18 protein-coding genes and 3 pseudogenes are annotated in these 20,089 nt (G+C 59.5%); 12 read left to right on the top strand and 9 right to left on the bottom strand.

Annotation, left to right across the window (positions count from 1 at the left end; translation table 11 throughout):
* Window positions 1-498: 498 nt before the first annotated feature.
* Together C5L10_RS29175 and C5L10_RS29170 are read right to left on the bottom strand one after the other, a co-directional pair.
* Window positions 499-924 carry a response regulator gene (locus tag C5L10_RS29175; RefSeq protein ID WP_105432517.1) on the bottom strand — a complete coding sequence of 142 codons (426 nt, stop codon included), beginning with the start codon at window positions 922-924 and terminating at the stop codon, window positions 499-501.
* Window positions 921-2,048 (bottom strand): PAS domain-containing protein, encoded by a 1,128-nt coding sequence (locus tag C5L10_RS29170; RefSeq protein ID WP_105432516.1) that lies wholly within the window; start codon window positions 2,046-2,048, stop codon window positions 921-923. Before C5L10_RS29170 ends, C5L10_RS29175 begins: the two co-directional genes overlap by 4 nt.
* 299 nt (window positions 2,049-2,347) lie before the next feature.
* On the opposite strand from C5L10_RS29170, the gene C5L10_RS35110 reads away from it, so the two are divergent.
* Window positions 2,348-2,554 (top strand): hypothetical protein, encoded by a 207-nt coding sequence (locus tag C5L10_RS35110; RefSeq protein ID WP_371412002.1) that lies wholly within the window; start codon window positions 2,348-2,350, stop codon window positions 2,552-2,554.
* On the opposite strand, the pseudogene C5L10_RS35105 reads toward C5L10_RS35110, so the two are convergent.
* From C5L10_RS35105 to C5L10_RS29155, 3 genes and pseudogenes are all read right to left on the bottom strand, one after another.
* Window positions 2,538-2,854: pseudogene (locus C5L10_RS35105) on the bottom strand (DUF4158 domain-containing protein); the annotation flags it as partial. The gene C5L10_RS35110 and the pseudogene C5L10_RS35105 sit on opposite strands and share 17 nt — an antisense overlap.
* A gap of 425 nt (window positions 2,855-3,279) precedes the next feature.
* On the bottom strand, window positions 3,280-3,498 hold the full coding sequence (locus C5L10_RS29160; RefSeq protein WP_105432515.1) for a hypothetical protein: 219 nt from the start codon (window positions 3,496-3,498) through the stop codon (window positions 3,280-3,282).
* Window positions 3,499-3,712: 214 nt separating this feature from the next.
* Complete coding sequence (locus tag C5L10_RS29155; protein WP_105432514.1) at window positions 3,713-3,952, bottom strand: hypothetical protein; 240 nt, start codon at window positions 3,950-3,952, stop codon at window positions 3,713-3,715.
* 216 nt (window positions 3,953-4,168) lie between these two features.
* On the opposite strand from C5L10_RS29155, the gene C5L10_RS29150 reads away from it, so the two are divergent.
* The 8 genes from C5L10_RS29150 (at window position 4,169) to C5L10_RS29110 (ending at window position 12,468) form a co-directional block, all read left to right on the top strand.
* Window positions 4,169-6,631, top strand: a complete 2,463-nt coding sequence (locus tag C5L10_RS29150; protein WP_245448273.1) for a PAS domain-containing protein — start codon at window positions 4,169-4,171, stop codon at window positions 6,629-6,631.
* A 278-nt stretch (window positions 6,632-6,909) separates the two neighbouring features.
* Entirely contained in the window at window positions 6,910-8,082 is a 1,173-nt protein-coding gene (locus tag C5L10_RS29145; protein ID WP_105432513.1) for a site-specific integrase, read from the top strand.
* A gap of 73 nt (window positions 8,083-8,155) precedes the next feature.
* A complete protein-coding gene (locus C5L10_RS29140) occupies window positions 8,156-8,422 on the top strand; it encodes a type II toxin-antitoxin system Phd/YefM family antitoxin (RefSeq protein WP_105432512.1) in 267 nt (88 codons plus the stop codon).
* Window positions 8,419-8,841 (top strand): type II toxin-antitoxin system VapC family toxin, encoded by a 423-nt coding sequence (locus C5L10_RS29135; protein ID WP_105432511.1) that lies wholly within the window; start codon window positions 8,419-8,421, stop codon window positions 8,839-8,841. The genes C5L10_RS29140 and C5L10_RS29135 overlap by 4 nt, the downstream gene beginning before the upstream one ends.
* A gap of 37 nt (window positions 8,842-8,878) precedes the next feature.
* A complete protein-coding gene (locus C5L10_RS33960; RefSeq protein WP_172717244.1) occupies window positions 8,879-9,523 on the top strand; it encodes a hypothetical protein in 645 nt (214 codons plus the stop codon).
* A gap of 170 nt (window positions 9,524-9,693) precedes the next feature.
* Complete coding sequence (locus C5L10_RS29120) at window positions 9,694-9,855, top strand: hypothetical protein (RefSeq protein ID WP_371412001.1); 162 nt, start codon at window positions 9,694-9,696, stop codon at window positions 9,853-9,855.
* Window positions 9,855-9,977 carry a hypothetical protein gene (locus C5L10_RS34775; RefSeq protein ID WP_256384744.1) on the top strand — a complete coding sequence of 41 codons (123 nt, stop codon included), beginning with the start codon at window positions 9,855-9,857 and terminating at the stop codon, window positions 9,975-9,977. Before C5L10_RS29120 ends, C5L10_RS34775 begins: the two co-directional genes overlap by 1 nt.
* 1,327 nt (window positions 9,978-11,304) lie before the next feature.
* Window positions 11,305-12,468 (top strand): ATP-binding protein, encoded by a 1,164-nt coding sequence (locus C5L10_RS29110; protein ID WP_105432529.1) that lies wholly within the window; start codon window positions 11,305-11,307, stop codon window positions 12,466-12,468.
* Window positions 12,469-12,945: 477 nt separating this feature from the next.
* Here the strand turns inward: C5L10_RS29110 and C5L10_RS29105 are convergent, their stop codons facing one another.
* Genes C5L10_RS29105 through C5L10_RS29095 form a run of 3 tightly spaced genes read right to left on the bottom strand, consistent with a single transcriptional unit; the run spans window position 12,946 to window position 17,070 of the window.
* Complete coding sequence (locus C5L10_RS29105; protein WP_105432508.1) at window positions 12,946-14,019, bottom strand: lipocalin-like domain-containing protein; 1,074 nt, start codon at window positions 14,017-14,019, stop codon at window positions 12,946-12,948.
* A complete protein-coding gene (locus tag C5L10_RS29100; protein WP_105432507.1) occupies window positions 14,009-16,414 on the bottom strand; it encodes an ABC transporter permease in 2,406 nt (801 codons plus the stop codon). The genes C5L10_RS29105 and C5L10_RS29100 overlap by 11 nt, the downstream gene beginning before the upstream one ends.
* Window positions 16,411-17,070, bottom strand: a complete 660-nt coding sequence (locus C5L10_RS29095) for an ABC transporter ATP-binding protein (RefSeq protein ID WP_105432528.1) — start codon at window positions 17,068-17,070, stop codon at window positions 16,411-16,413. The genes C5L10_RS29100 and C5L10_RS29095 overlap by 4 nt, the downstream gene beginning before the upstream one ends.
* 326 nt (window positions 17,071-17,396) lie before the next feature.
* On the opposite strand from C5L10_RS29095, the gene C5L10_RS29090 reads away from it, so the two are divergent.
* From C5L10_RS29090 to C5L10_RS29080, 3 genes and pseudogenes are all read left to right on the top strand, one after another.
* Window positions 17,397-18,263, top strand: coding sequence for an SDR family oxidoreductase (locus C5L10_RS29090; protein WP_172717243.1), 867 nt, complete (start codon window positions 17,397-17,399; stop codon window positions 18,261-18,263).
* A gap of 80 nt (window positions 18,264-18,343) precedes the next feature.
* Window positions 18,344-18,579 (top strand): annotated as a pseudogene (locus tag C5L10_RS34585) (integrase); the annotation flags it as partial.
* Between the two features lie 88 nt (window positions 18,580-18,667).
* Window positions 18,668-19,576: a nucleotidyltransferase and HEPN domain-containing protein gene (locus C5L10_RS29080; protein WP_105432506.1), complete on the top strand. Its 909-nt coding sequence runs from the start codon at window positions 18,668-18,670 to the stop codon at window positions 19,574-19,576.
* 153 nt (window positions 19,577-19,729) lie between these two features.
* Here C5L10_RS29080 and vapC read toward each other — a convergent pair.
* Window positions 19,730-20,080, bottom strand: a pseudogene (gene vapC, locus C5L10_RS35100) (tRNA(fMet)-specific endonuclease VapC); the annotation flags it as partial.
* Between the last annotated feature and the right edge of the window lie 9 nt (window positions 20,081-20,089).

Genomic DNA, 20,089 nt, shown 5'->3' with positions numbered 1-20,089 from the left:
AACCGGCTCCAACGCTGCGCAAGATGAAAGCTTCGCGTTTCCGCCGGTTGCTCCCACCGCGCCATTTGGCGTATTCAAAGCCGCCGAGGCTCTAATCGCAGTCGGATGAAAGTTCAGTGGCAGGTCAGCACAGTTATCCCGTCAGGTAGCATAGGTTTTCGAAGACGGGCGCTCGCGCGTCATACCTCATTCGGCCCGGACTAGTTTGGACTGACTGGTCGGCCGAGGCTGAGGCCCTTAGCGCGCTTGTCGACGACGTTCTCGACGTGGCGAGGGGGCACCTGGACGCCGGTATTTCCGTCGCGCGCCGGGAGGAACTGGCACTCCTGAGAAAGCCGTTTTCGCGGCGGTCGAAGTCGGTACCGGTCGAGGTCGCGCCGGGAGGACCGTGTTTTCTGACGTAGCGGGACGCGCCAGACTGCAATCGACCAATAGGCGAGATGGGGAAGGCCCGCAAAGCCAGGCGTCTGGCAACGTCCCAGAATCTCATCTCACTTTTCATCGAAAACGCTGTGGCCGAAGCGCATCTTCCGCAAGAACAAGGCTCGCGGGCGGAGAGGCGCTCTCGTCTCCTCCAATGATCGCCGACAAGTAGGCCAGTGCATTGGCCATTCCGTTGACGGTATAGGGCTTCTCAATTGCGCCGATAGCGCCGGCGAAGTCATCGGGAAGCTTCTTGATATTGCCGCTGACGAAGACGTAAGGGATTTGCCGTTCGGCCAGCAGCCGCCCGACGTCTACACCGGTCGGCCCGTCCTGCAGATGAACGTCGACGAAGGCGAACTGCGGATGAGTTTCTCCGACGAGTGCCATCGCTTGCCCGCTGGTTGCCGCGATTCCAACGACGGCATGGCCGGCCGTCTCCACCTCGTGCTCTAGTTCCATGGCGAGCAGCATCTCGTCCTCAATGATCATAACTTTCAATAGCGTACGTCCTTTTCATTTTCGACAAGCAGCGTGACGTTCACGACCGTCCGCCTGCCCTCCTGACTTCTTTCGATCGTTGCACCAACCTGGCGTGCCGACGCCTCCAGAAGCATGCGGGCGAGCTCGGCGCTGGTTTCGTCGGGTTCGACGGGTACCGACGTGTCCTCGACGCGGATAAGGAAGTGACCGTTAAGGCGTTTGACGACGATGTGGATCTCGCCTCCGCCGTCGCTCAACCCCCTTCGGACGGCGTCGCCGACGAGCTCGTTGACGATCAGCGACAGTGGAGAAGCCTTGACTGCCGGCACGTAGATGGGAGACAGGTCGAGCGTCAGTTGAATGTCGTCGCGTCTGATCGCGCCGACGAGGTCGGTTGCGAGTTCTCTCGCAAAGTCGGCGATGTCAAACCGGGCAATGTCGTCCGTCGTGAAGAGTTTTCGCTGGACGGTGCTGATGGCTTCGATCCGGTTTAAAACCGACATCAGGGCGTTACGCTGGCCCTCGTCTTTCGTAAGCCGTGCCTGCATTTTTACGATAGAGGCCATTGTTAGCAGATTGTTCTTCACACGATGGTCGACCTCGTGGACAAGCAACGTTCTGGCGGCGAGTGCCGCTTCCAGGCTGCGCGTTCCCGCAGCAACGGCTTCCTCAGCTTGATGACGGGCCAAGGCGAGCTCGGCCTCTCTGCTTTTGACATTGGTGAAATCGAGCAGGGAAGCGAAGAAGTAGACTATATGGCCATCGTCGTCGCGGACGGGACTGATGAAGAGCGCGTTCCAGAAGGAACTGCCGTCCTTCTTATAGTTAAGGATGTCGACCGCGACGTCTCGACCGTTGGCAATCGCATCGCTGATCTTGAGGACAGTCTCCTTATCCGTGGCTGGCCCCTGGAGCAGGCGGCAGTTGATACCGATGAGCTCTTCATTGGTATAGCCAGTCAACCGTTCGAAGGCAGCATTGCAGAAGATGATCGGATTATCATGTTGATTTGGATCGGTGACGATCATCGGCATTCGTGTTGCCTTGAAGGCCGCGGCAAACGGGTCTTCACGCACGTGAGCGGCGACCAATCGATCACCCGCACGACGTGCGTCGGTCTGGAATTGATCGCCCTTTGTCATCTCCGATCCCTTCGTCAGGGAGGGAAATGGACGGAGGACCGGTTAGTTCCGCTGTCATTTTAAGGAGCTGTCCGTCGCTGCTTTTCATCACAGCAACTCCCGGGATAGCTATCATCGACGGATGAATAACCGTGGCCGGGGCGGGCTCGTCCAATCCAGATTCGATTTTATCGGTCAGTCCCGGTAAGCGGGTATGCTCGCAGAATATGGACGCTCTGGAACTTGTCTTCATTAAACCGCGATTGTCTGCGACGGTAGATCATCGCCTGTCATTTCACCCAGGCTCAGGTGGCTGAGAGATGTTTTGCTCTTGCCTGCAAGAGCCGTTGATCCATGCCTCGATACTATCTAAACTCCACGACGGCGTCTCCAGCCCGGACTCGGTAGGCTGTGAGCATGTCGACGTCGAAAGCGCCCGTAGCGAAGCGGTAGAGACGATAGCCGAACGCTTGAGGGGAACGATGTTCACCAATACGGACGATTCCGCCTTTAAGCGCATGGTGTGATCGCGACGGGTTTCTTCACGGCGTGCGTAGAGCGCAAATGCTTCTGGGACGGCGCCGATCTGCTCAGCGACATATCTCAGCATGATTCGAGGCGGAGTTTCATCTGCCCCCAGTACTCGACGGGGGTATCGCATCAGACATAGCTGAATGGCAAAGCCGAGCCGATTGTGATCACGTCTCCGCCGTTCGATCTCCAGGCGAATAGTGTCGGATTAGGCTGTCCTCGTCGACTGGCATGTCGATGAGCTTCCGTCGATCTTGACCTTTGAGAAGTTCCGGTTTGCCATCGCCCGACTCCATCCCCGGCGAATTTGCGCGAAGCGTTTGTCGATTCGGGTCGACGCATGTCGATGGCAATCTACAAAGATCGAATGCCGCCAGGCCGAGCTACAGCACCGTTCGGCCTTATCGTACGACGCCTTTATCAACCAAAGACAGTGAGTGAGGGCTTTCCATGCGATACTACGGTCAGTTCCGAGGGAGGCAATTATGTCTGAAATGATGCTGGCCACACTTTCCAATATTCGGACAGTTGAAGACATGGTCGCCGCGTTCCGGGACGAGGAGCATTGCCGCCATTTACTGGAAGGCTAAGAACTCCCCTCTATCTCTTTCGAGGTTACGAGGCCTATGTCGGAACCCCAGCAGTGACTTACTATCAGGAAGCGACCCCGATAAAGTTCAGAATGCAACGGAAACCGGCCGAGCCGCCTAGTTCCCGTACGTCAGATGACGTGTGCGGGTTTGACAGCTTTCTTCGACTTGCGCCCCGGCCCTTCCGCCCCTCGTTCAGCCGCCTCCTTTTCGAGACGGAGCGTCTTCAGCTTCGCCGTTTTGGCCTCACGATCTGTATCATGCTTGTCGATGATCGCATACGCAGCTTCCGTGGTGGCGTCGAGCTTGGCGGTACCAGAGAGCTTAGGTGCTTTGACTTCTTGATCCATAGGTTTGGAGATAACGCTCCGTACGACCCCGGCAAGGGCTTGGTTACGCTTTCATCCAAAGTCCTCGCGAAGAGACCATACGTTTGGCAGGCCTGGGACAGGCGTATCTCGGTCATGCCGTTCCACAAGGACCGGCAGACCGTCGCGAGCTCAAAGCCGTGACTAGACTTCAATCTGAAAGCTCACGGGCATACGCTGACGTTGCATCCCGCTTTCAGAATACAGTCGTCACAAAGCTGCCCGGGAATTCGTTATTGACGACGGGCCGCGATCCGCCTTCAAGATTAGAAGAGCTGCCGGTGTACCCGCGGTGCTTGATGTCCTGAAGCTGATGCCGCCCACGGCGGTTGCCGTCCTTCCAACACTGGATGACAAAGGCTGCCATAGTGAGCTGCTGGAAGGAACGATCAAGCCGTTTGCGCGTTGCGTGCGCGGAAATGGGGATGCCATGCATGAAATTTATCGATCAACGGTGGCCTGATGGCTACGGAGCGGCCACGACAGTAGTCGCAGTAGGGCTACTGGTCGTGGCTTCTCCAATGAACTCAATGCCTGCTCATGCCCTTATCAGAGGTATTCCTTGTCCCACTCAAGGCCTTTTGGTATCGCCAAGCATAGGTCAACCTGCGCGGAGCACGTTGCATAACACAGCGGGCGAGCCGATCGCGTGATGCAGGTACTTTCATTCGTCGATGGCGAAATGGCCGATCGAATTCGGGCGTTCGATTGGCAGGGCTCGATAATCGGCCCCATTGAGACTTGGCCAGTCGAGCTGCAAACCACGTTGGCTCTCTGCCTTAACACGGACCTACCGACCGCAATTTATTGGGGCACTGATTTTCGACTGCTCTACAATGATGCATGGGCTCCTATCGCGGGCGAGAAGCACCCGTGGGCGCTGGGTCGACCTGCCTCCGAAGTATGGTCTGATATCTGGCACGTCATCGACCCGCAGCTCCTGGCGGTGATTGAAAGCGGCAAGGGCTTCAGGGTCGCCAATCAAATGCTGCCAATGGAGCGCGGCGGGCGGATCCAGAACACCCATTGGGACTACAGCTTCGCGCCAATCTTCGCGGCGGATGGGCGTGTCGCAGGGATCTTCAATCAAGGTACGGAGACGACAGCCCGGCTGTCGGCGGAAAGAGCTTTAAGGGCAAGCGAAGAGCGGCTCGAATATGCGCTCGGTGCGTCGGAAACCGTCGGCACCTGGGACTGGGACATCCCCCAAGACCGGGTAGTTGCAGACGCCCGCTTCGCCAAGATCTATGGGGTGGAGCAAGGACTTGCGGCAAGCGGCGCTCCGATTGCAGAGTTCTTCAAGCTGGTCCATCCGCACGATCTTGTTCAGTTGAGGGTGGCGATATCCGAAACACTCAAGACAGGCGGTCAGTTTTCGGAGGAATACCGCCTGGTGGATCGCGATGGATCGACCCGTTGGGTTGCGGCCCAGGGGCGTGTGACCCGCGCACTGGATGGCACGCCTCTCCGGTTTCCAGGCGTGTCCTTCGATATCACTGACAGGCGCGCCGTTGAAAGTGCATTGCGCGAGAGTGAGGAGCGCTTCCGTGCAATCACCAATTCCATAGACCAGATGGTCTGGTCCACCCGGCCCGATGGGCACCACGACTATTATAACCAGCGCTGGTACGACTTTACACGCGTACCGCCGGGATCGACAGATGGCGAAGCCTGGAACGGAATGTTTCATCCGGACGACCAGCATGCCGCCTGGTCGAGATGGCGTCATTGTCTAGCAACGGGAGAGGCTTACCATATTGAATACCGGCTTCGACATCGCAGCGGTGAATATCGATGGGTTCTCGGACGCGCCCAGCCTGTCAAAAACGAAACCGGCGAAATCACGCGGTGGTTCGGGACCTGCACGGACATCCAGGAGATCGTTGACGCCAGAGAGGTTCTCGCCCGATCGCGCGAGGATCTCGCCAGGGAGATCGAGGAGCGCACGGCAAAACTGGTCGAGGCCCAGGATCAGTTGAGGCAGGCGCAAAAGATGGAAGCAGTCGGACAACTGACCGGCGGGATCGCGCATGACTTCAACAACATGCTCGCAGTCATCCTTGGCTCGATCAATCTTTTGGAAAAGCGGCTAGGCCGAGGCGAAACGGACGTCGGGCGTTATATTGAAGCCGCCAAGGATGGCGCTAGTCGCGCGGCGTCGCTCACGCATCGTCTGCTCGCCTTTTCGCGCAGGCAACCACTCCAACCAGAGGTGATTGATGCAAATCGCATGATTGCTGGAATGTCGGAGCTGCTCACCCGCACGATTGGAGAACTTGTATCCGTAGAAACCGTGCTGGCCGCCGGACTGTGGAAGATTTATGCTGACAATAGCCAGTTGGAAAACGCTATTCTCAACCTTGCGGTCAATGGACGTGACGCCATGCCGAACGGTGGAAAGCTGACTGTCGAGACCGCAAACTCGTTTCTTTCCGACGAATATGCACAAGACAACGCGGTTCCCGCCGGACAATATGTGATGATCGCTGTTTCCGACACCGGAACAGGCATGAGCCAAGACGTGATCGCGAAAGCTTTTGACCCCTTCTTCACCACCAAGGAAATTGGCAAGGGATCCGGCTTGGGTCTAAGCCAGATATTTGGCTTTGTTCGGCAATCCAATGGTCATGTCAAAATCTATTCGGAACTGGGTGTAGGATCTGCGGTCAAGATCTATTTGCCAAGGTATTTCGGCGACAGCCGCCCGACTGAGGCGACGGCCGTTGTCAGACAGCCGGGACGCGGCAGCGTTCTCGAAACCCTTCTTGTTGTGGAAGACGATCAGCGGGTACGTGCCTTCTCAACGGAAGCGCTTCGGGAACTCGGATATACAGTATCGGAAGCGAGTTCTGGAGCAGAAGCACTTCAGATGATCAGGGGGGGTCTGAAGCCGAATCTGCTGTTCACCGACGTCGTGATGCCAGGCATGAATGGTAGAGAACTCGCCGAAGCCGCGCTCGGGCTGATCCCCAGTCTAAAGATCCTTTACACCACTGGTTATACTCGTAACGCCGTCGTCCACAATGGCGTGCTGGATAACGAGACCCACATCCTGCAGAAGCCTTTCAGTCTTGATCAGCTCGCTGAAAAAATCCGACGCGTTCTGGATCAATGAATACGATTTAGACTGGTCATCTCAAGGGCAATGCCGTCGGCAAAGGCAGCATCTGCCTCGTCGCCATCCTGGGGCGCGCGGTCGCCGGGCCGGCAGGGGCGGCACGGCCGCGAGCAGAACCGGGACGGTGAGAGGGAGCGGGAGCACCGATCCATGCCGAGCACCATCTTTTCTTGAGCGGTTTGTCGCGTCTATCTCCGCCGAAACCGCACGCCATGTCTGCTCATGTAAGTGAACGATAAACTTCCATTATCGTTCGTTTCTGTCATGATAGAGGAATGACGCAAATCATCGAGCAAAACAGCGAAATTCACGCCGATGCGAGCTCTGCTCCATCTCTCAGCACGGCCCCGGGCGACGATGTTTCCGCGCCGCAGGCGTCGGCCGGCATCCCGATGAACAACGCCGGCCTCCCCTCCCCTCTTCCGGAAGCCAGTACCGCATTGCCCGCCCATCTGGAGCATCTCGCCGATCGGGCGCGCGATTATGTCGAGGCCGCGAGCTCACCGAACACCCGCAAAGCCTATGCCTCCGACTGGAAGCATTTTTCCGGTTGGTGCCGCCGCCAAGGGCTGGAGATCCTGCCGCCCAACCCACACACCGTCGGCCTCTACATCACCGCGTGTGCCGGTGACAGTGACGCCGCCTCGGGTTCGGCGATCGCCGGCCGCAAGCCGAATTCGGTCACGACAATCGAGCGGCGGCTATCCGCGATCACCTGGAACTATGCGCAGCGCGGGCTCCCGCTCGACCGCAAGGATCGCCATATCGCCACCGTGCTCGCCGGCATCCGCAACACCCATGCCGCCCCGCCCCGGCAGAAGGAAGCGGTGCTGCCCGAACACCTGATCGCCATGCTGGAAACGCTCCCACGCGGCACGCTGCGGGGCCTGCGCGATCGGGCGATGCTGCTGATCGGTTTTGCCGGCGGGCTTCGGCGCTCGGAAATCGTCGGGCTTGATCTTGGCCGCGACCAAACAGAGGACGGACGCGGCTGGGTCGAGATCCTCGACAAAGGCATGGTCGTCACGGTTCGGGGAAAACGACGCTGGCGCGAAGTCGAGATCGGTCGCGGCTCGTCGGACGCCACCTGCCCTGTCGTTGCGCTGCAGACCTGGCTGAACCTCGCAAGGATCGCTCACGGCCCGCTCTTCCGGCGGGTCACCGGTCAAGGCAAGGATGTCGGCCTCGATCGGCTGCTCGATCAGGAAGTGGCGCGCCTCGTCAAGAAGGCGGCGTCAGCTGCCGGCGTGCGGCCCGACCTCACCGAGAGCGAGCGAGCGGATAAATTCTCAGGCCACTCGCTGCGTGCCGGTCTTGCCTCCTCGGCCGAGGTCGATGAACGTTACGTCCAGAAGCAGCTCGGTCACGCGTCCGTCGAGATGACCCGAAAATATCAGCGGCGGCGGGATCGCTTCCGCGTAAATCTCACCAAGGCTTCGGGCCTTTAGCTGTCCTCTCGTGCTTGCAGCAAACCGTCAGCGCATTATAGTTACACTAGTCATTCTGGTTATAGGCGAGACGATGCACGCATCAACACACGATGATATGAGCTGGACGGTCGCCGGCGCAAAGGCAAAGCTTTCGGAGGTCATGGAGCGCGCGCAGTTGGCGCCTCAAACCATTACCCGCAATGGAAAGCCGAGCGTGGTAGTCGTTTCCGCAGAAGAGTGGCAGAAGAAGACTGCGCGCAGGCGATCGCTCGCGGAGTTTCTGCTAGCATCTCCTCTGCATGGCACCGATCTGGATACTGAGAGACAAAACGACGAGCCGCGTGACTTGTCGCTATGAGACTCCTTCTCGATACGAACGTTCTGTCGGAAGTTACAAAACCCCGCCCCGCTGAAGGTGTTTTGAACTGGCTCCACGGGCTGGACGAGGACCGCACGTTCATCAGTATCATCTCGATTGCAGAGATCCGCCGCGGTGTCTCGCTGATGGATGGTGGGCGAAAGCGCGACGCCCTGGATGAATGGCTCACGCACGATCTGCCTCAGCGCTTCGAAAACAGGATTGTTCCGGTCGAAGCGCCTGTCGCCTTGGCCTGGGGTGATCTTATGGCTCTTGCCAAGCGAAGTGTTCGCGGGCTCGCCTCCCTGGACGGCTTGATTGCCGCTACCGCCGTCGCTCACCAATTGACCCTTGCGACGCGCAACACCAAGAATTTCGAAGGCTTCGGAATAGACATCATCGACCCATGGGCCGACTGATCGGGCTCTCATTTGTCGATTGAAAGGAATGGCCGCGATGCTAGCCTACAGCTTGCTCAAAAACCACGCCGGAATCCTTCTCATCGGAGACTACACGTCCCTGACCTGCCTGCATGAAGTCGTCCATGACGTGAACGAGCGCTCGCCGATTGTGAGAGACAAAGAAGGCTCCTTCCTTGGGTTGGCTTACGATGTGCGCAAAGCATATGAGCGGCAGCGCGAGGTTATTCAGCCGCCAAAACATTTTGAAGAAATCGGCATCCGATATGGTGTCCAGATCCTCTGGCCTGTCCTTATGTTGCAGCAAAGGCTGCTGAGGCAATCCCTCGCGTTTCTAAATCAGACATCCAAGACTCAGGCCATAGCCTATGCGTTGGAGGCCGTCATCGAAGATGCGTTGCGCGAGGATTTTGGCGCGCAGGCGGGGCACATCATCGATCTCTGGCAGCGCCTTGATCCGGCACAGGCTGAGGTCTTCGACATGATAGATAGCCGCGGGGGAATCTTTTGTTCGTGGACGAAAGTCCAACGGAAGGCGCGCTTTGCGCAGCTCCTTTCGAGCTTCGACCCGAACTATGACCGCTTCTACCCTATGCGATTGAAGAACGGCGAAAAGAACCTGATCTCTCCGACAGAATTCGCTGTTTGGGAGAATGCCGAATGGCCGGACCCTCAGTGGTAAACAGGGGTCATCAATAATGATACTAACCCGATAGACGCCCCTACGTGCTCTCAGCTGAAACCGCAAGCTCAAAAACCAAGGGCAATATTTCCCCTGAGCACGACCGTTAAAGTTCCGAAGCCAAGGCCCCTCTGTTCGAGCTGCTTGTCCGGGTCGAAGCCGGCGAAGACGTGATCATCTCGCGTGGCAACGACCCGATCGCGAAGCTGTCGCGGATCCGCAAGGAGACCGATCTTCAGCTTCTGGTCAACGAAGTGCGGGCCGCCCGTGGCCGGGCAAAGCCCTCGTCACATGACGAGATCATGTCCTGGCGGGACGAAGGGCGGCGATAATGTCCTTCGTCATCGATGCATCCCTGGTAGCGGCCTGGTTGCTGCCGGAAGAGTACAGCGATGCGGCAGAGATCGTCATCGCCTCAATTTCGGAGCCCTGCCCTGCGCCGTCTTCAACCTGAGCACTAACACCGTGGAACAGGGCTTGGGTAAAGCGGCACCTTTCCTGAAGTGGAGCATCTGGGAAAGCCGCGGACTATTCGAAGCAGGCCAGCAACCGCTGATGACGGTGAAAGCGACAGCGCCGATGCAGTGATCTTATCGCTGGTGGGCATGGACGGCTGCCCAAATCCACTACTGGTGGAAGGTACCTCTTCCGACATAATCGACCTTAGCGGGCGAAGGGCGCGGAACTTTGCAAGTTTGCCTGGGTTAGCGCCCCATGAAAAACACCGCACCCATAGCCCGCGCAGGCAGGATCAGGTTTGTCCTGACAATATTGGGCATCGCTTTCATGGTCCTTGGCGTCTATCTCGTTCTGCTCACCCCTGGAGAACCTGAGCAGGTTCAGCCGCCGCCACACGCCATCAATCAAGGTACTCCATGAGCGCGGCCAAGCCTTCCGCCCGCGGAAATTTTGGTAAATTTCCGGAAAGGGTGCTCGGGCCGCCGACCGACCCGGCGATACTGACGCCATGAACCTCTTGCGTCACCACACCCGGCACCAGCAGCATTGTCTAATACGCGCACGAACGGTTACTGAACGGATTGCGCACGTTTAACGAATGCCGCAATGCCATTACTACTTTTGATGTAGGCGCGACTGGTGATCTAACTTGCTCACGAGGAGATTGTCGCCGAACTCCGCGATACCGACGTCACGTCAGCACTACCCCCCGGAACTTTAGATGCGCATGTCGGTTTGATTGCCAGGAGGAGATCAAGATGTACCGCACACCACCCAACCGGCACGAATTCCTGTTTTATGTCTGCCAGACCGTAGCTCTCGGCTGCCTCATCGCTGGAGCGATGTGGTTGGCCATGAACTGAGAGCCGAGGACATGCGAAAGAATGGGATGATCGGCATTCTCGCCGTTATCGTTATCATCCTGGTCGCTGCATTCCTGATGCGAGGTCCTAGCCAACCTAATCCGGGAGCTCCGGCATCAAACACACCCCCTGCGGTCGACCCGCCCGCGAACAGGTAGACGGCACGGTTTAGAAGCGGGCGTTGGACCCACAGTCGATCAATGCCATCCTCAGCCAGCGGGCGGAGATGCCTGGCTGGGTAGTTCCGATTTCTCAGCCCAGGGCTGCGCTCGGGGTACCTCACGTAAGCCCCCGATCTTTGGCATTCCGCTCCCTGAGGCGATGGAGCAGTCAAGGCATCGCCCGGTGCAGCACGGCATCCCGCGACTACAACACGCCACACGGCGTAGCGGTAGGCCAGCGCGTCTCAGGAGGCAAAAAGTCCTTGCAATTCCGGAATGGAAATCCATAAATGCGAGGATAATCGAACGCAGAACTGAAGCCAAGCTCCTGGATCTCCTTGACGACAGCGCTGCTGTCGCCCTGCTCGGCCCGCGTCAAGTCGGCAAGACGACGCTGGCCATCGATATCGGCAAAACTCGCCCCTCCATCTATCTCGATTTGGAATCGGAGACCGATCGAGCCAAGCTGTCTGAACCGGAGCTCTATCTAGCAAGTCATGACAACAAGCTGGTCATCCTCGATGAGGTTCACCGTCTGCCGAACGTATTCCAAGTCCTACGTGGCGTGATCGATCGCAACCGCCGGGCCGGACGGCGCGCCGGCCAGTTCCTGCTGCTCGGTTCGGCTTCCATCGATCTTCTCAAACAGTCTGGTGAGACACTCGCCGGCCGCATCGCCTATCTTGAAATGCAGCCTGTCGACGCATTGGAAGTGTCGGCAGACGCCCTCGATACGCTTTGGCTGCGGGGCGGCTTTCCCGATAGTTTCCTTGCGTCCAGCGACCGTGGGAGCATGCGCTGGAGACAGGACTTCATTCGCACCTATCTCGAACGAGATATTCCGCTTCTGGGGCCGCGCATCCCCGCCGAAACGCTGAGACGGTTCTGGACCATGCTGGCACACCACCAGCCCGGACTCCTCAACGCAGCCGAACTCGCCCGTTCCCTTGGAGTTGATGGCAAGACTGTTGCTTCCTATCTCGATCTTCTCGTCGACCTGCTTCTCGTGCGCCGCCTTGAACCCTGGCATGCCAATGTCGGTAAGCGGCTGGTCAAATCACCAAAAGTCTATGTAAGGGACAGCGGCATTGCCCATGCGCTTCTTGGACTTGGAAGCGCCGAACAATTGCTCGGACATCCGATTGTCGGCTCCAGTTGGGAGGGCTTCGTGATCGAAACACTGATCGCCGCATCGCCAGACGGTACAGCGGCCAACTTCTACCGTACAGCGGCCGGCGCCGAAATCGATCTCCTGCTGACCCCTCCAGGCCAAAAACCCTGGGCAATAGAGATCAAGCGAAGTCTGTCGCCGAAACTCGAAAAAGGTTTTTACCTCGCTTGCGAAGATCTCCAGCCGCAAAAACGGATCGTCGTCTATCCCGGTGGAGAGGCCTTTCCTCTCTCAAACGATGTGACCGCAATGTCGCTCTCGGCCGCCGGCCGCCTTTTGCTTGACCGATAGCAGGATGCTCGTCCGGCGGACAGCATGATCCTCCACCGCGCCAGGCCCCCCATTTAAACGGATCCCACGATGTTTCCGTTGATTTCAGACATGACGGACGGCGGCGCGCATCGCCCATGGCCCTCCGCTGCCGGCATGCAACTGCCGACCGTCTCGCGGCGGACCCCCGCCTCAAGATGTCTGTCGCGGTTGACCGGTGGAACCCGGGCCGTTTGCGGTCGAACACACAAGGCATGTTTTCCCTCCAGGTCCTTGGCGCCCTTGCCCAGCTTGAACGGCCGCCACCTGTGGGCGGCGTCTCCGGGGATCGGTTGCCTCTACCTCGCTTGCTTAGCTGGAAGCAGAGAGACTTCGCGAGCTTGGCGGAACTGTCCAAGCTCACGACACCGTCCCCGTCAGTCCGCGGTTCTTCGCTCGACGGCGATCTCGAAATCCTCGAAATGTGTGGCGCGGCAACGACCGGCGCGCCAGGCCCAGTCAGTACCCCGTCATTTCCAGGTATCCCTCGCCCGAGGTGCTTCCCTCGAACGAGATCGGACCTTCCCAATAGGGCGTCGAGGTCGCCATCCAGGCATTGTCGTTCAGCGGGCGTGTCCTGATGTCCAGCCCGCGGCTCGGAATTCTGACTCGCCACGCGACCGGCACGTCCCGACCGCTGACGCTCGCCCTGCGCAAAGGTTCGAGAACCACATCGTCCGAAGACAGCGGTGCCGTTGTGCCGTCCGCGGAAATCCAGTTGGCGGAGGTGAAGGCGCCGCCAGTATCCCGCAGCCGGAAGGCCATGACCTTCTCGCCTGAGGCGAGGTGAAGCGAGAACCAGTCCCAACCAGTCTGGTTCGAGGCAAGCGGCTGCGACGACCATTCCCGGTCGAGCCATGCCTTGCCGGTGACCGCGACCAGCCTGCCGCCGCGCGTGACCGTGCCTTGCACCTCGTAAAACGGCTGAGAATAATAGTGGCTGGCCTGTCCCGAGGACGACTTTACAGAATATCCCAGATCGCCCTGCATGACCAAAGGTCCCTTGGCGGCAAGTGTTAACTGATAGCCGAAGTCCTGGCCTTCGGCGCGCAATTGAACCCGATCCAGCCGGTCCACGCCTGCCGGCGTGTCGCCCCTCATCTGCCAGTCATCGATCCAGGCTTCGAACGGATCGGCAATGACGCCGGCCTGCCCTACCCCGCCTCGCCCCAGCCGCTCGGCAACATAATGACGGTCTGCGGTCGTCACGGCGGCGTGTCCTATCCATACCTGCGGATCGGACCAACCCTGGGCATTGCCCGGTGCAAGCGCCGAACGGAACAGAGTCCACTGCGCCCCGAGCCGGAGGCCATCCTCCGCCTGGAGATTTGCCGTGACGTACCACCATTCAATCCGGAAATCAGGATGGGAGCCATGATCCATCGGAAAGGACAAAGATAATCCACGCTGAGGCACGGCAAAGCCCTGCGCATCGGAGCCCAGGCCCGAGAAGCCTTGGGCACTGACGCCTGCCGCGCAAAGTACAGAGGCCCAAAATGCGATAAGCGCAAACGCGGCGTGCTTAACGTTCATTGGCGAATACCCTCAGCAAATCGGCAGGATTGACAGTCGCCAGCCGCCTGACAGGAAGCAGGACCGACAGAACCGCGGCGACGAGCGCCACCGCCCCGAGCCGCAGCCAGTCGAGCGGAAAGACTATCACAGGCAACATCCAACCGAAGGCTTCTACATTGACGATCGTCAGCAGCACCCAGGCCAGCGAAAGCCCGACCGGGATGGCGGCGATGAAAGTGGCAAGCCACAGGGCCAGCGTCCGCGCGATCTCCAAAAGTGCCAGGTCCCGCCGGCGCACCCCCATTGCCCAGACCGGCGCCAGTTGCGGCAACCTTATGCCGGAAAGCGTCAGCAGACTGGTGAACATCGCAAATCCCGCCACCGCAAGCGTCAGCACGTTAAGCGCACCCGTGACGGCGAATGTCTGCTCGAAAACCGCCTGCGACTGCCGCTTGAGCGAGGCCTGATCGACCACGTTGCGCTCCGGCAGTCCGACTTCCTGCACGATCTGCCGTTTCAGGTCAGAAGCCAGAGAGGGATCGACGCGGATGCCATATCGAAGTTTCGCGACATCGGGATAATGTCGCACCAACGCATCGAGGCCGACGATCACCTGACCTTTCGGATTGCCATAATCGGAATAAGTGCCGACCACGGTGACCGTCCATCCCTCCGGAAGCACGATGGTCTGCCCGGGCTGGACGCCTTTTCCGCGCCAGAGCTGCTCGTTCACCAGAGCCCCATCGCCTTGTGCAACCCGGCCCCACACGTCCGGCGTGCCGTTGAGAAGCGGCCAGTGATCCCGATAGGTCGGATCGTCCGCAACACCAAAAATCTGCAGCCGGTCGCCCAGCACGTTGCCCTCGATGTTCCAGATCGGCAGCACGGCATCCGAGTGCTTCGGCAGCCATTCCCGCAGGCGCGCCGCTTCCGCCTCGTCCCGCGCAGTGACATAAAGTTCGGCCGCCAGACGCTGGTCGAGCCAGCCGAGAAAGGTCAGGCGAAAGCTCGATACCATCGTCCCAACGCCGATATTGGCCGCCAGCGCCAGAAGGAGCGCCATCAGCGCTAGCGACAGGCCCGGCAATTGCAGTCGCGTATCCGCCCAGAACCAGACGGTCAAAGCGTTTCGCGACCACCCCTCGGCAAATCGAAGCGATCTCGACAGAAAAGCGGGAAGCAGAAGCGCGGACCCGAGAAGAAGCGCACCCATGACGGCAAATCCGGAAGCCAGTCCGGAACCGCCCAGAGCGAGAACGGCTGCTACACCGAGCAAAACAGCCCCTGCCAGCGCCTGACGCCGAAGAGCAACTGCCGATGCCCGAGCCCACGCGCGCGGTTGTGCGGCGGCGAGGATCGACATGCGGCGAACCCGCCACAGGGTCTGGAAAGACGATAGAGCCGTGCCGGCAAGCGCCATCCCCATGCCGGCAAGCCACCATTCGGCACGTAGTGACAGGCTTCCTGGCACGCTTGCGCCATACAATCCCTGCAGCGTCGCGGCGACGCCCGGCAGTAGCGCCGAAGCCAGGAAATATCCGATCACCACGCCCATCAGGCCGGAGACGAAAGCGAACAGCATGATCTCGACAACCAGCATGGCCGTCAGCGACCGCAGCGAGACGCCCAGCGATCTGAGCGTCCTGAATGTCGCCCGCCGTTGCTCGAAAGAGAGACCCGTCGCCGAATAAACGATGAACAGTCCGACCACGAAGGCGAGGAAACCGAAAGCCATCAGGTTCAGATGAAAGCTGTCAGTCAGCCGCGCCATGTCCGGCCGATCATCCGCGGACTGCCTCATGAGTTCGGGCGCCACAGTCTCGATCGCCGGCAGATCCGGCCGCTGCACGGGCGCCATGACGATCCTCCCGAGCGCGCCTCGCCTGTTCAAGAGCCTGTCGGCCACACTTATATCGGTAAATGCTGCATCGTCGGGGATATCGCCGGAAACCCTCAGAGGTATTCCGGCCACATCCTTGAGACGTGCGGCCGTCGCTGGCGAAACCACGAGCAGCCCTTTTCCGCCGACAAAATCCACAAGATCGGAAGAGGATAGGGCAAAGGCCTTGCCCTCGTTCGGCATGGTCAGTGGATCGATGCCGATCAGTCTCACCCGGACCGCGCCGAACCGGTAATCCCCTTCGATGACGGGAGACACGTTCCATCCCGCCCGCCGCAGCGCGGCGAAGACGGTCGTCGGGATTGCGCCGCCGCCCTTCGCCTGCAATTGCGGCAGGCCATTCTGCTCCAGAATGGAGGCAGCCCGCGCATAGCTCGCCCGCGCTTCGGCATTGATCGCCTGAACGCCTGACCAGAGCGCGGTGGCGAGTGCGATACCAAGGATGAGCGTCACGAATTGCAGCGGCCGATGCGGCCAGTGGGAAAGGAGCGCCAGAAACGCCGCGCGCCTCATGAGACGATCTTCCCGCCGCGCAGAAAGACCTTGCGATTGAGCTTGTCCGCCAGCCGCATCGAATGGGTGACGAGGAGAAGAGCCGACCCGGCAGTCCTGCTGAGCGACAGCATCAGGTCGAGCACCGCATCGCCCGTGGCCTCGTCGAGATTGCCCGTCGGCTCGTCGGCGAGAACAAGCGGCGGCCGTGCCGCGAGTGTCCGGCCGATCGCGACGCGCTGCTGCTGGCCGCCGGAAAGCTGCTCGGGATACCGGGTCAGCAGACGGTCAAGACCGAGATGTTCGACCAGTTCCCGCTCCCAATCCGCGTCGAACCGCCCGGCAAGCTTGGCATGAAACGAGATGTTCGCGGCCACATCGAGCGAGGGGATGAGATTGAACTGCTGGAAGACCAGACCGACCTCGCTCCTGCGGTACCGCGCCCTGCCGCTGTCGTCGAGCGCGCCGATGTCCCGGCCGTTTATGACAATCGTCCCGCCGTCCGGCCTGTCGAGACCGCCGGCAAGGTGCAGAAGCGTACTCTTGCCGCTGCCGGATTCACCCGTCAACGCGACACTTTCCGCTGCCGCGAGATTGAGTTCGATACCCCTCAATATGTCGATCGGGCCTTCCGCGGTCTGGTAGGATTTGGCGATATTGGAGAGGGACAGGAGCATCGCGGTTCTTGTCGCACCAGTGAGCGTCATCTGCAAGTCTGCGGGCGAACAACCTTCCTGCGGCATAGTTCCATCTCCTCGGCCTACACCGGTAGTGCCTGATCGGGCTCGTCAGACTTGACATGGCGGGATTGAGCGCGCGGTGTTTTGAATGCCACAGGTCAAAGACCCCACCATTCACCCCTAGGAATTATGTTCTCTTAGGGCCGCTTGCCAAACCGTCGAGAGGACAAGATGTCCGCCCGGTCGGCAAATCAGCCGCACAGGATGGAACCCGGGTCGGGCGTGAAGGTTTGGCAGCTCATCCAACACCACGGAGAACCGATATGGCCGAGGACATTCGCCGCCCAACACCACCTTACCCCGAGCAGCATCAGGATCCGCCTGGCACGACGGGCGCCATGCAGCCCGTTCCGGACCATGGCGAGCAGTCCTACAAAGGCAATGACAGGCTGAAAGGCAAGGTCGCGCTCATCACCGGGGCCGATTCCGGCATCGGCAAGGCGGTCGCGATCGCCTTCGCCCGCGAGGGCGCCGACATCCTGATCTCGTATCTGAACGAGGACGAGGATGCACAGGATACCGCGCGCTGGGTCAAAGAAGCAGGTCGCAAGGCAGTCGTGGTCGCCGGGGACCTCAAATCCGAGGATCAATGCCTATCTCTGGTGCAACGCTCCATCGACGAATTCGGCCGCATCGATATCCTCGTCAATAACGCAGCCTTCCAGCGCACCTATGCCGACATCAGCGATATCTCGGCCGAGGAATGGGACGAGACGTTCCGGACGAACATTTATGCGCCGTTCTTCCTGTCCAAAGCAGCAATCCCTCACATGAGACCCGGCAGCGCGATTATCAACACGACATCGATCCAGTCGCGCCAGCCCTCGCCGCAGTTGCTGGCCTACGCCGCTACCAAGGGCGCATTGTTGAATTTTACGGCAGGGCTTGCGGAAATGACTGCCGAAAAGGGTATCCGGGTCAACGCAGTGGCGCCGGGTCCGATCTGGACGCCGCTCATTCCCTCGACAATGCCGCCGGAAAAGGCCGCGAAGTTTGGGCAGCAGACTCTGATCGGTCGGGCCGGACAGCCGGCGGAACTCGCTGGCGCTTACGTTCTGCTCGCATCCGACCTCGGAAGCTACATGACGGGCGCCGTCATACCCGTCACTGGCGGAGAAATCATGATCTGACGAGTGCAGCGTCTGCCCCGATGCGCGACGGGGTCATCAAGGGGCTTGGTAGCAGCTGCGTGGCAAAACCGATGGCGGGAATCGAAATTGGCCGCGGTTCTTCAGACTCCACCTGCGCGGTAGCGGCAGTCGAGACCTGGATAAAGTTCGCCAAGCTTGCGCACGGTCCCCTCTTCCGCCCGACACGGGACAAGGCGAAGCCGTTGGGCCAGAACGGTTGAACGACAAGGAAGTGGCGCGGCTAGTGAAGCGGGCGGCGATAGCAGTCGGCGTCCGTAACGAACTTATCCGCCAGCCAACGGCCGTGCCGTATTCGAACACCACCCGCTGACCCTCGAAGGACATCATCCGCACTGTCAAATCTGCGAGTAGACGGTGCCAAATCTTTCGCCTATCGATTGCTCATGAAGTCGTCGACCGATCATATACCGCCGCGCAAACAGCGCGAGCTGGCCCAGGTTCTGGAGATCCTCCATGAGGAATTCGAGGATGCCCTGAAACAGGGGACGGCCGAGTTCAAGAAGCGCGGCCGGATTCTGAAGATCATCCTGTTCGGCTCCTATGCCAAGGGCGGCTGGGTCGACGAGCCGTTCACCATGAAAGGCTATCGCTCCGACTTCGATTTGCTGATCATCGTCAACGACCGCAGGCTCTGCGAATTCGCCGACTACTGGTACAAGGCCGCCGACCGGCTGATCCGCGACAAGTCGATCGAGACCCCGGTCAGCTTCATCGTCCATTCCAGGCGCGAGGTGAACACCTACCTGAAAGAGGGGCAATACTTCTTCTGCGACATCCGCAAGGAAGGCATCATCCTTTATGAGCTTGATGATGAGCCGCTGGCGGAGCCGCGACCGCTGTCGCCGGCCGATCGGTTGCGGGTCGCGACAGATCACTTTGAAGACCGGTTTCTAGCGGCGAAAGAGTTCGCTGATTGGGCAGAATACGCCCGCGTTAAGCAACAACGAAAACGCGCGGCGTTTGCGTTCCATCAGGCATTGGAGCAGGCTTATTCCTGCATTCTGCTGACGCTCACGAACTACGGTCCGCCTTCCCACAACATCAAGTTCCTGCGCTCGCTTGCCGAGGAACAGGACCGGCGCCTGGCCGAGGCGTTCCCGCGCGATCAGCACCGCGAGCGCGCCTGGTTCAACACATTGAACGAAGCCTATGTGAAGGCGCGGTACTCAAAACATTACGAAATCAGCGAGGAGGCACTGATCTGGCTCGGAGAGCGAACCGAGCTGCTTCTCGATCTGGTCAATGACGTATGCACAGAGCACCTTGAAATGCTTGGGCGGAATATCGACTAGCGAGTTCTATCAGTCGGCGAATGGAGGGGCAAAATCGGTCGCCTTGATGATATGAACCCGGGCTATGCTATCGAGATCGAGATCGAGGCCGATACCGACGATTTCTGAGTTGCTACATTGCTTGCAGCATCTGCGATCGACCGTCGCCATCAATTAGGGCGCCGAAGTTGTCCAGTCTTCCACACGTAAGCCCGGCGCGCGATCGAACTGACGCCGATATGGGTGACCACTATCAGTCCTCTTGAGCGTGCGTGACCGGCAATCAATTGGTCGTCGGGCTCGGCCGGGGTTCCACTGCGTGCAAGTTCGGCGTGCAACTGACCTGTATGGATTGTGACCATTTGGTCGTATGAAAGTACCTCGAGCCGAGCGGCAAAGCCTTCGACAACGGACAGATTTCGTTCTGGCATTGCTGACTTTACCGCGCCGTAGATCAGCTACATCAAGCTGACAGAGCTGACCATGGTGGCGGTTGAAAGCCTCGCGCACTTGCTGCGGTCGGTTCTAATCGTC

Source organism: Neorhizobium sp. T6_25 (assembly GCF_002968555.1).
Taxonomy (GTDB): Bacteria; Pseudomonadota; Alphaproteobacteria; order Rhizobiales; family Rhizobiaceae; genus Neorhizobium.
Note: the sequence above shows the minus strand (reverse complement) of the source record. Positions and strands in the feature narration are given on the sequence as shown.

Coding starts and splice junctions, on each gene's coding strand:
- C5L10_RS29140 (WP_105432512.1), top strand. CDS start 8,156: ATGCACGCATCAACACACGATGATATGAGCTGGACGGTCGCCGGCGCA.
- C5L10_RS29135 (WP_105432511.1), top strand. CDS start 8,419: ATGAGACTCCTTCTCGATACGAACGTTCTGTCGGAAGTTACAAAACCC.
- C5L10_RS29080 (WP_105432506.1), top strand. CDS start 18,668: ATGAAGTCGTCGACCGATCATATACCGCCGCGCAAACAGCGCGAGCTG.
- C5L10_RS33960 (WP_172717244.1), top strand. CDS start 8,879: ATGCTAGCCTACAGCTTGCTCAAAAACCACGCCGGAATCCTTCTCATC.
- C5L10_RS29170 (WP_105432516.1), bottom strand. CDS start 2,048: ATGACAAAGGGCGATCAATTCCAGACCGACGCACGTCGTGCGGGTGAT.
- C5L10_RS29155 (WP_105432514.1), bottom strand. CDS start 3,952: ATGCATGGCATCCCCATTTCCGCGCACGCAACGCGCAAACGGCTTGAT.
- C5L10_RS29100 (WP_105432507.1), bottom strand. CDS start 16,414: ATGAGGCGCGCGGCGTTTCTGGCGCTCCTTTCCCACTGGCCGCATCGG.
- C5L10_RS29095 (WP_105432528.1), bottom strand. CDS start 17,070: ATGCTCCTGTCCCTCTCCAATATCGCCAAATCCTACCAGACCGCGGAA.
- C5L10_RS29145 (WP_105432513.1), top strand. CDS start 6,910: ATGACGCAAATCATCGAGCAAAACAGCGAAATTCACGCCGATGCGAGC.
- C5L10_RS29105 (WP_105432508.1), bottom strand. CDS start 14,019: ATGAACGTTAAGCACGCCGCGTTTGCGCTTATCGCATTTTGGGCCTCT.
- C5L10_RS29160 (WP_105432515.1), bottom strand. CDS start 3,498: ATGGATCAAGAAGTCAAAGCACCTAAGCTCTCTGGTACCGCCAAGCTC.
- C5L10_RS34775 (WP_256384744.1), top strand. CDS start 9,855: ATGTCCTTCGTCATCGATGCATCCCTGGTAGCGGCCTGGTTGCTGCCG.
- C5L10_RS35110 (WP_371412002.1), top strand. CDS start 2,348: ATGTTTTGCTCTTGCCTGCAAGAGCCGTTGATCCATGCCTCGATACTA.
- C5L10_RS29090 (WP_172717243.1), top strand. CDS start 17,397: ATGGCCGAGGACATTCGCCGCCCAACACCACCTTACCCCGAGCAGCAT.
- C5L10_RS29150 (WP_245448273.1), top strand. CDS start 4,169: ATGCAGGTACTTTCATTCGTCGATGGCGAAATGGCCGATCGAATTCGG.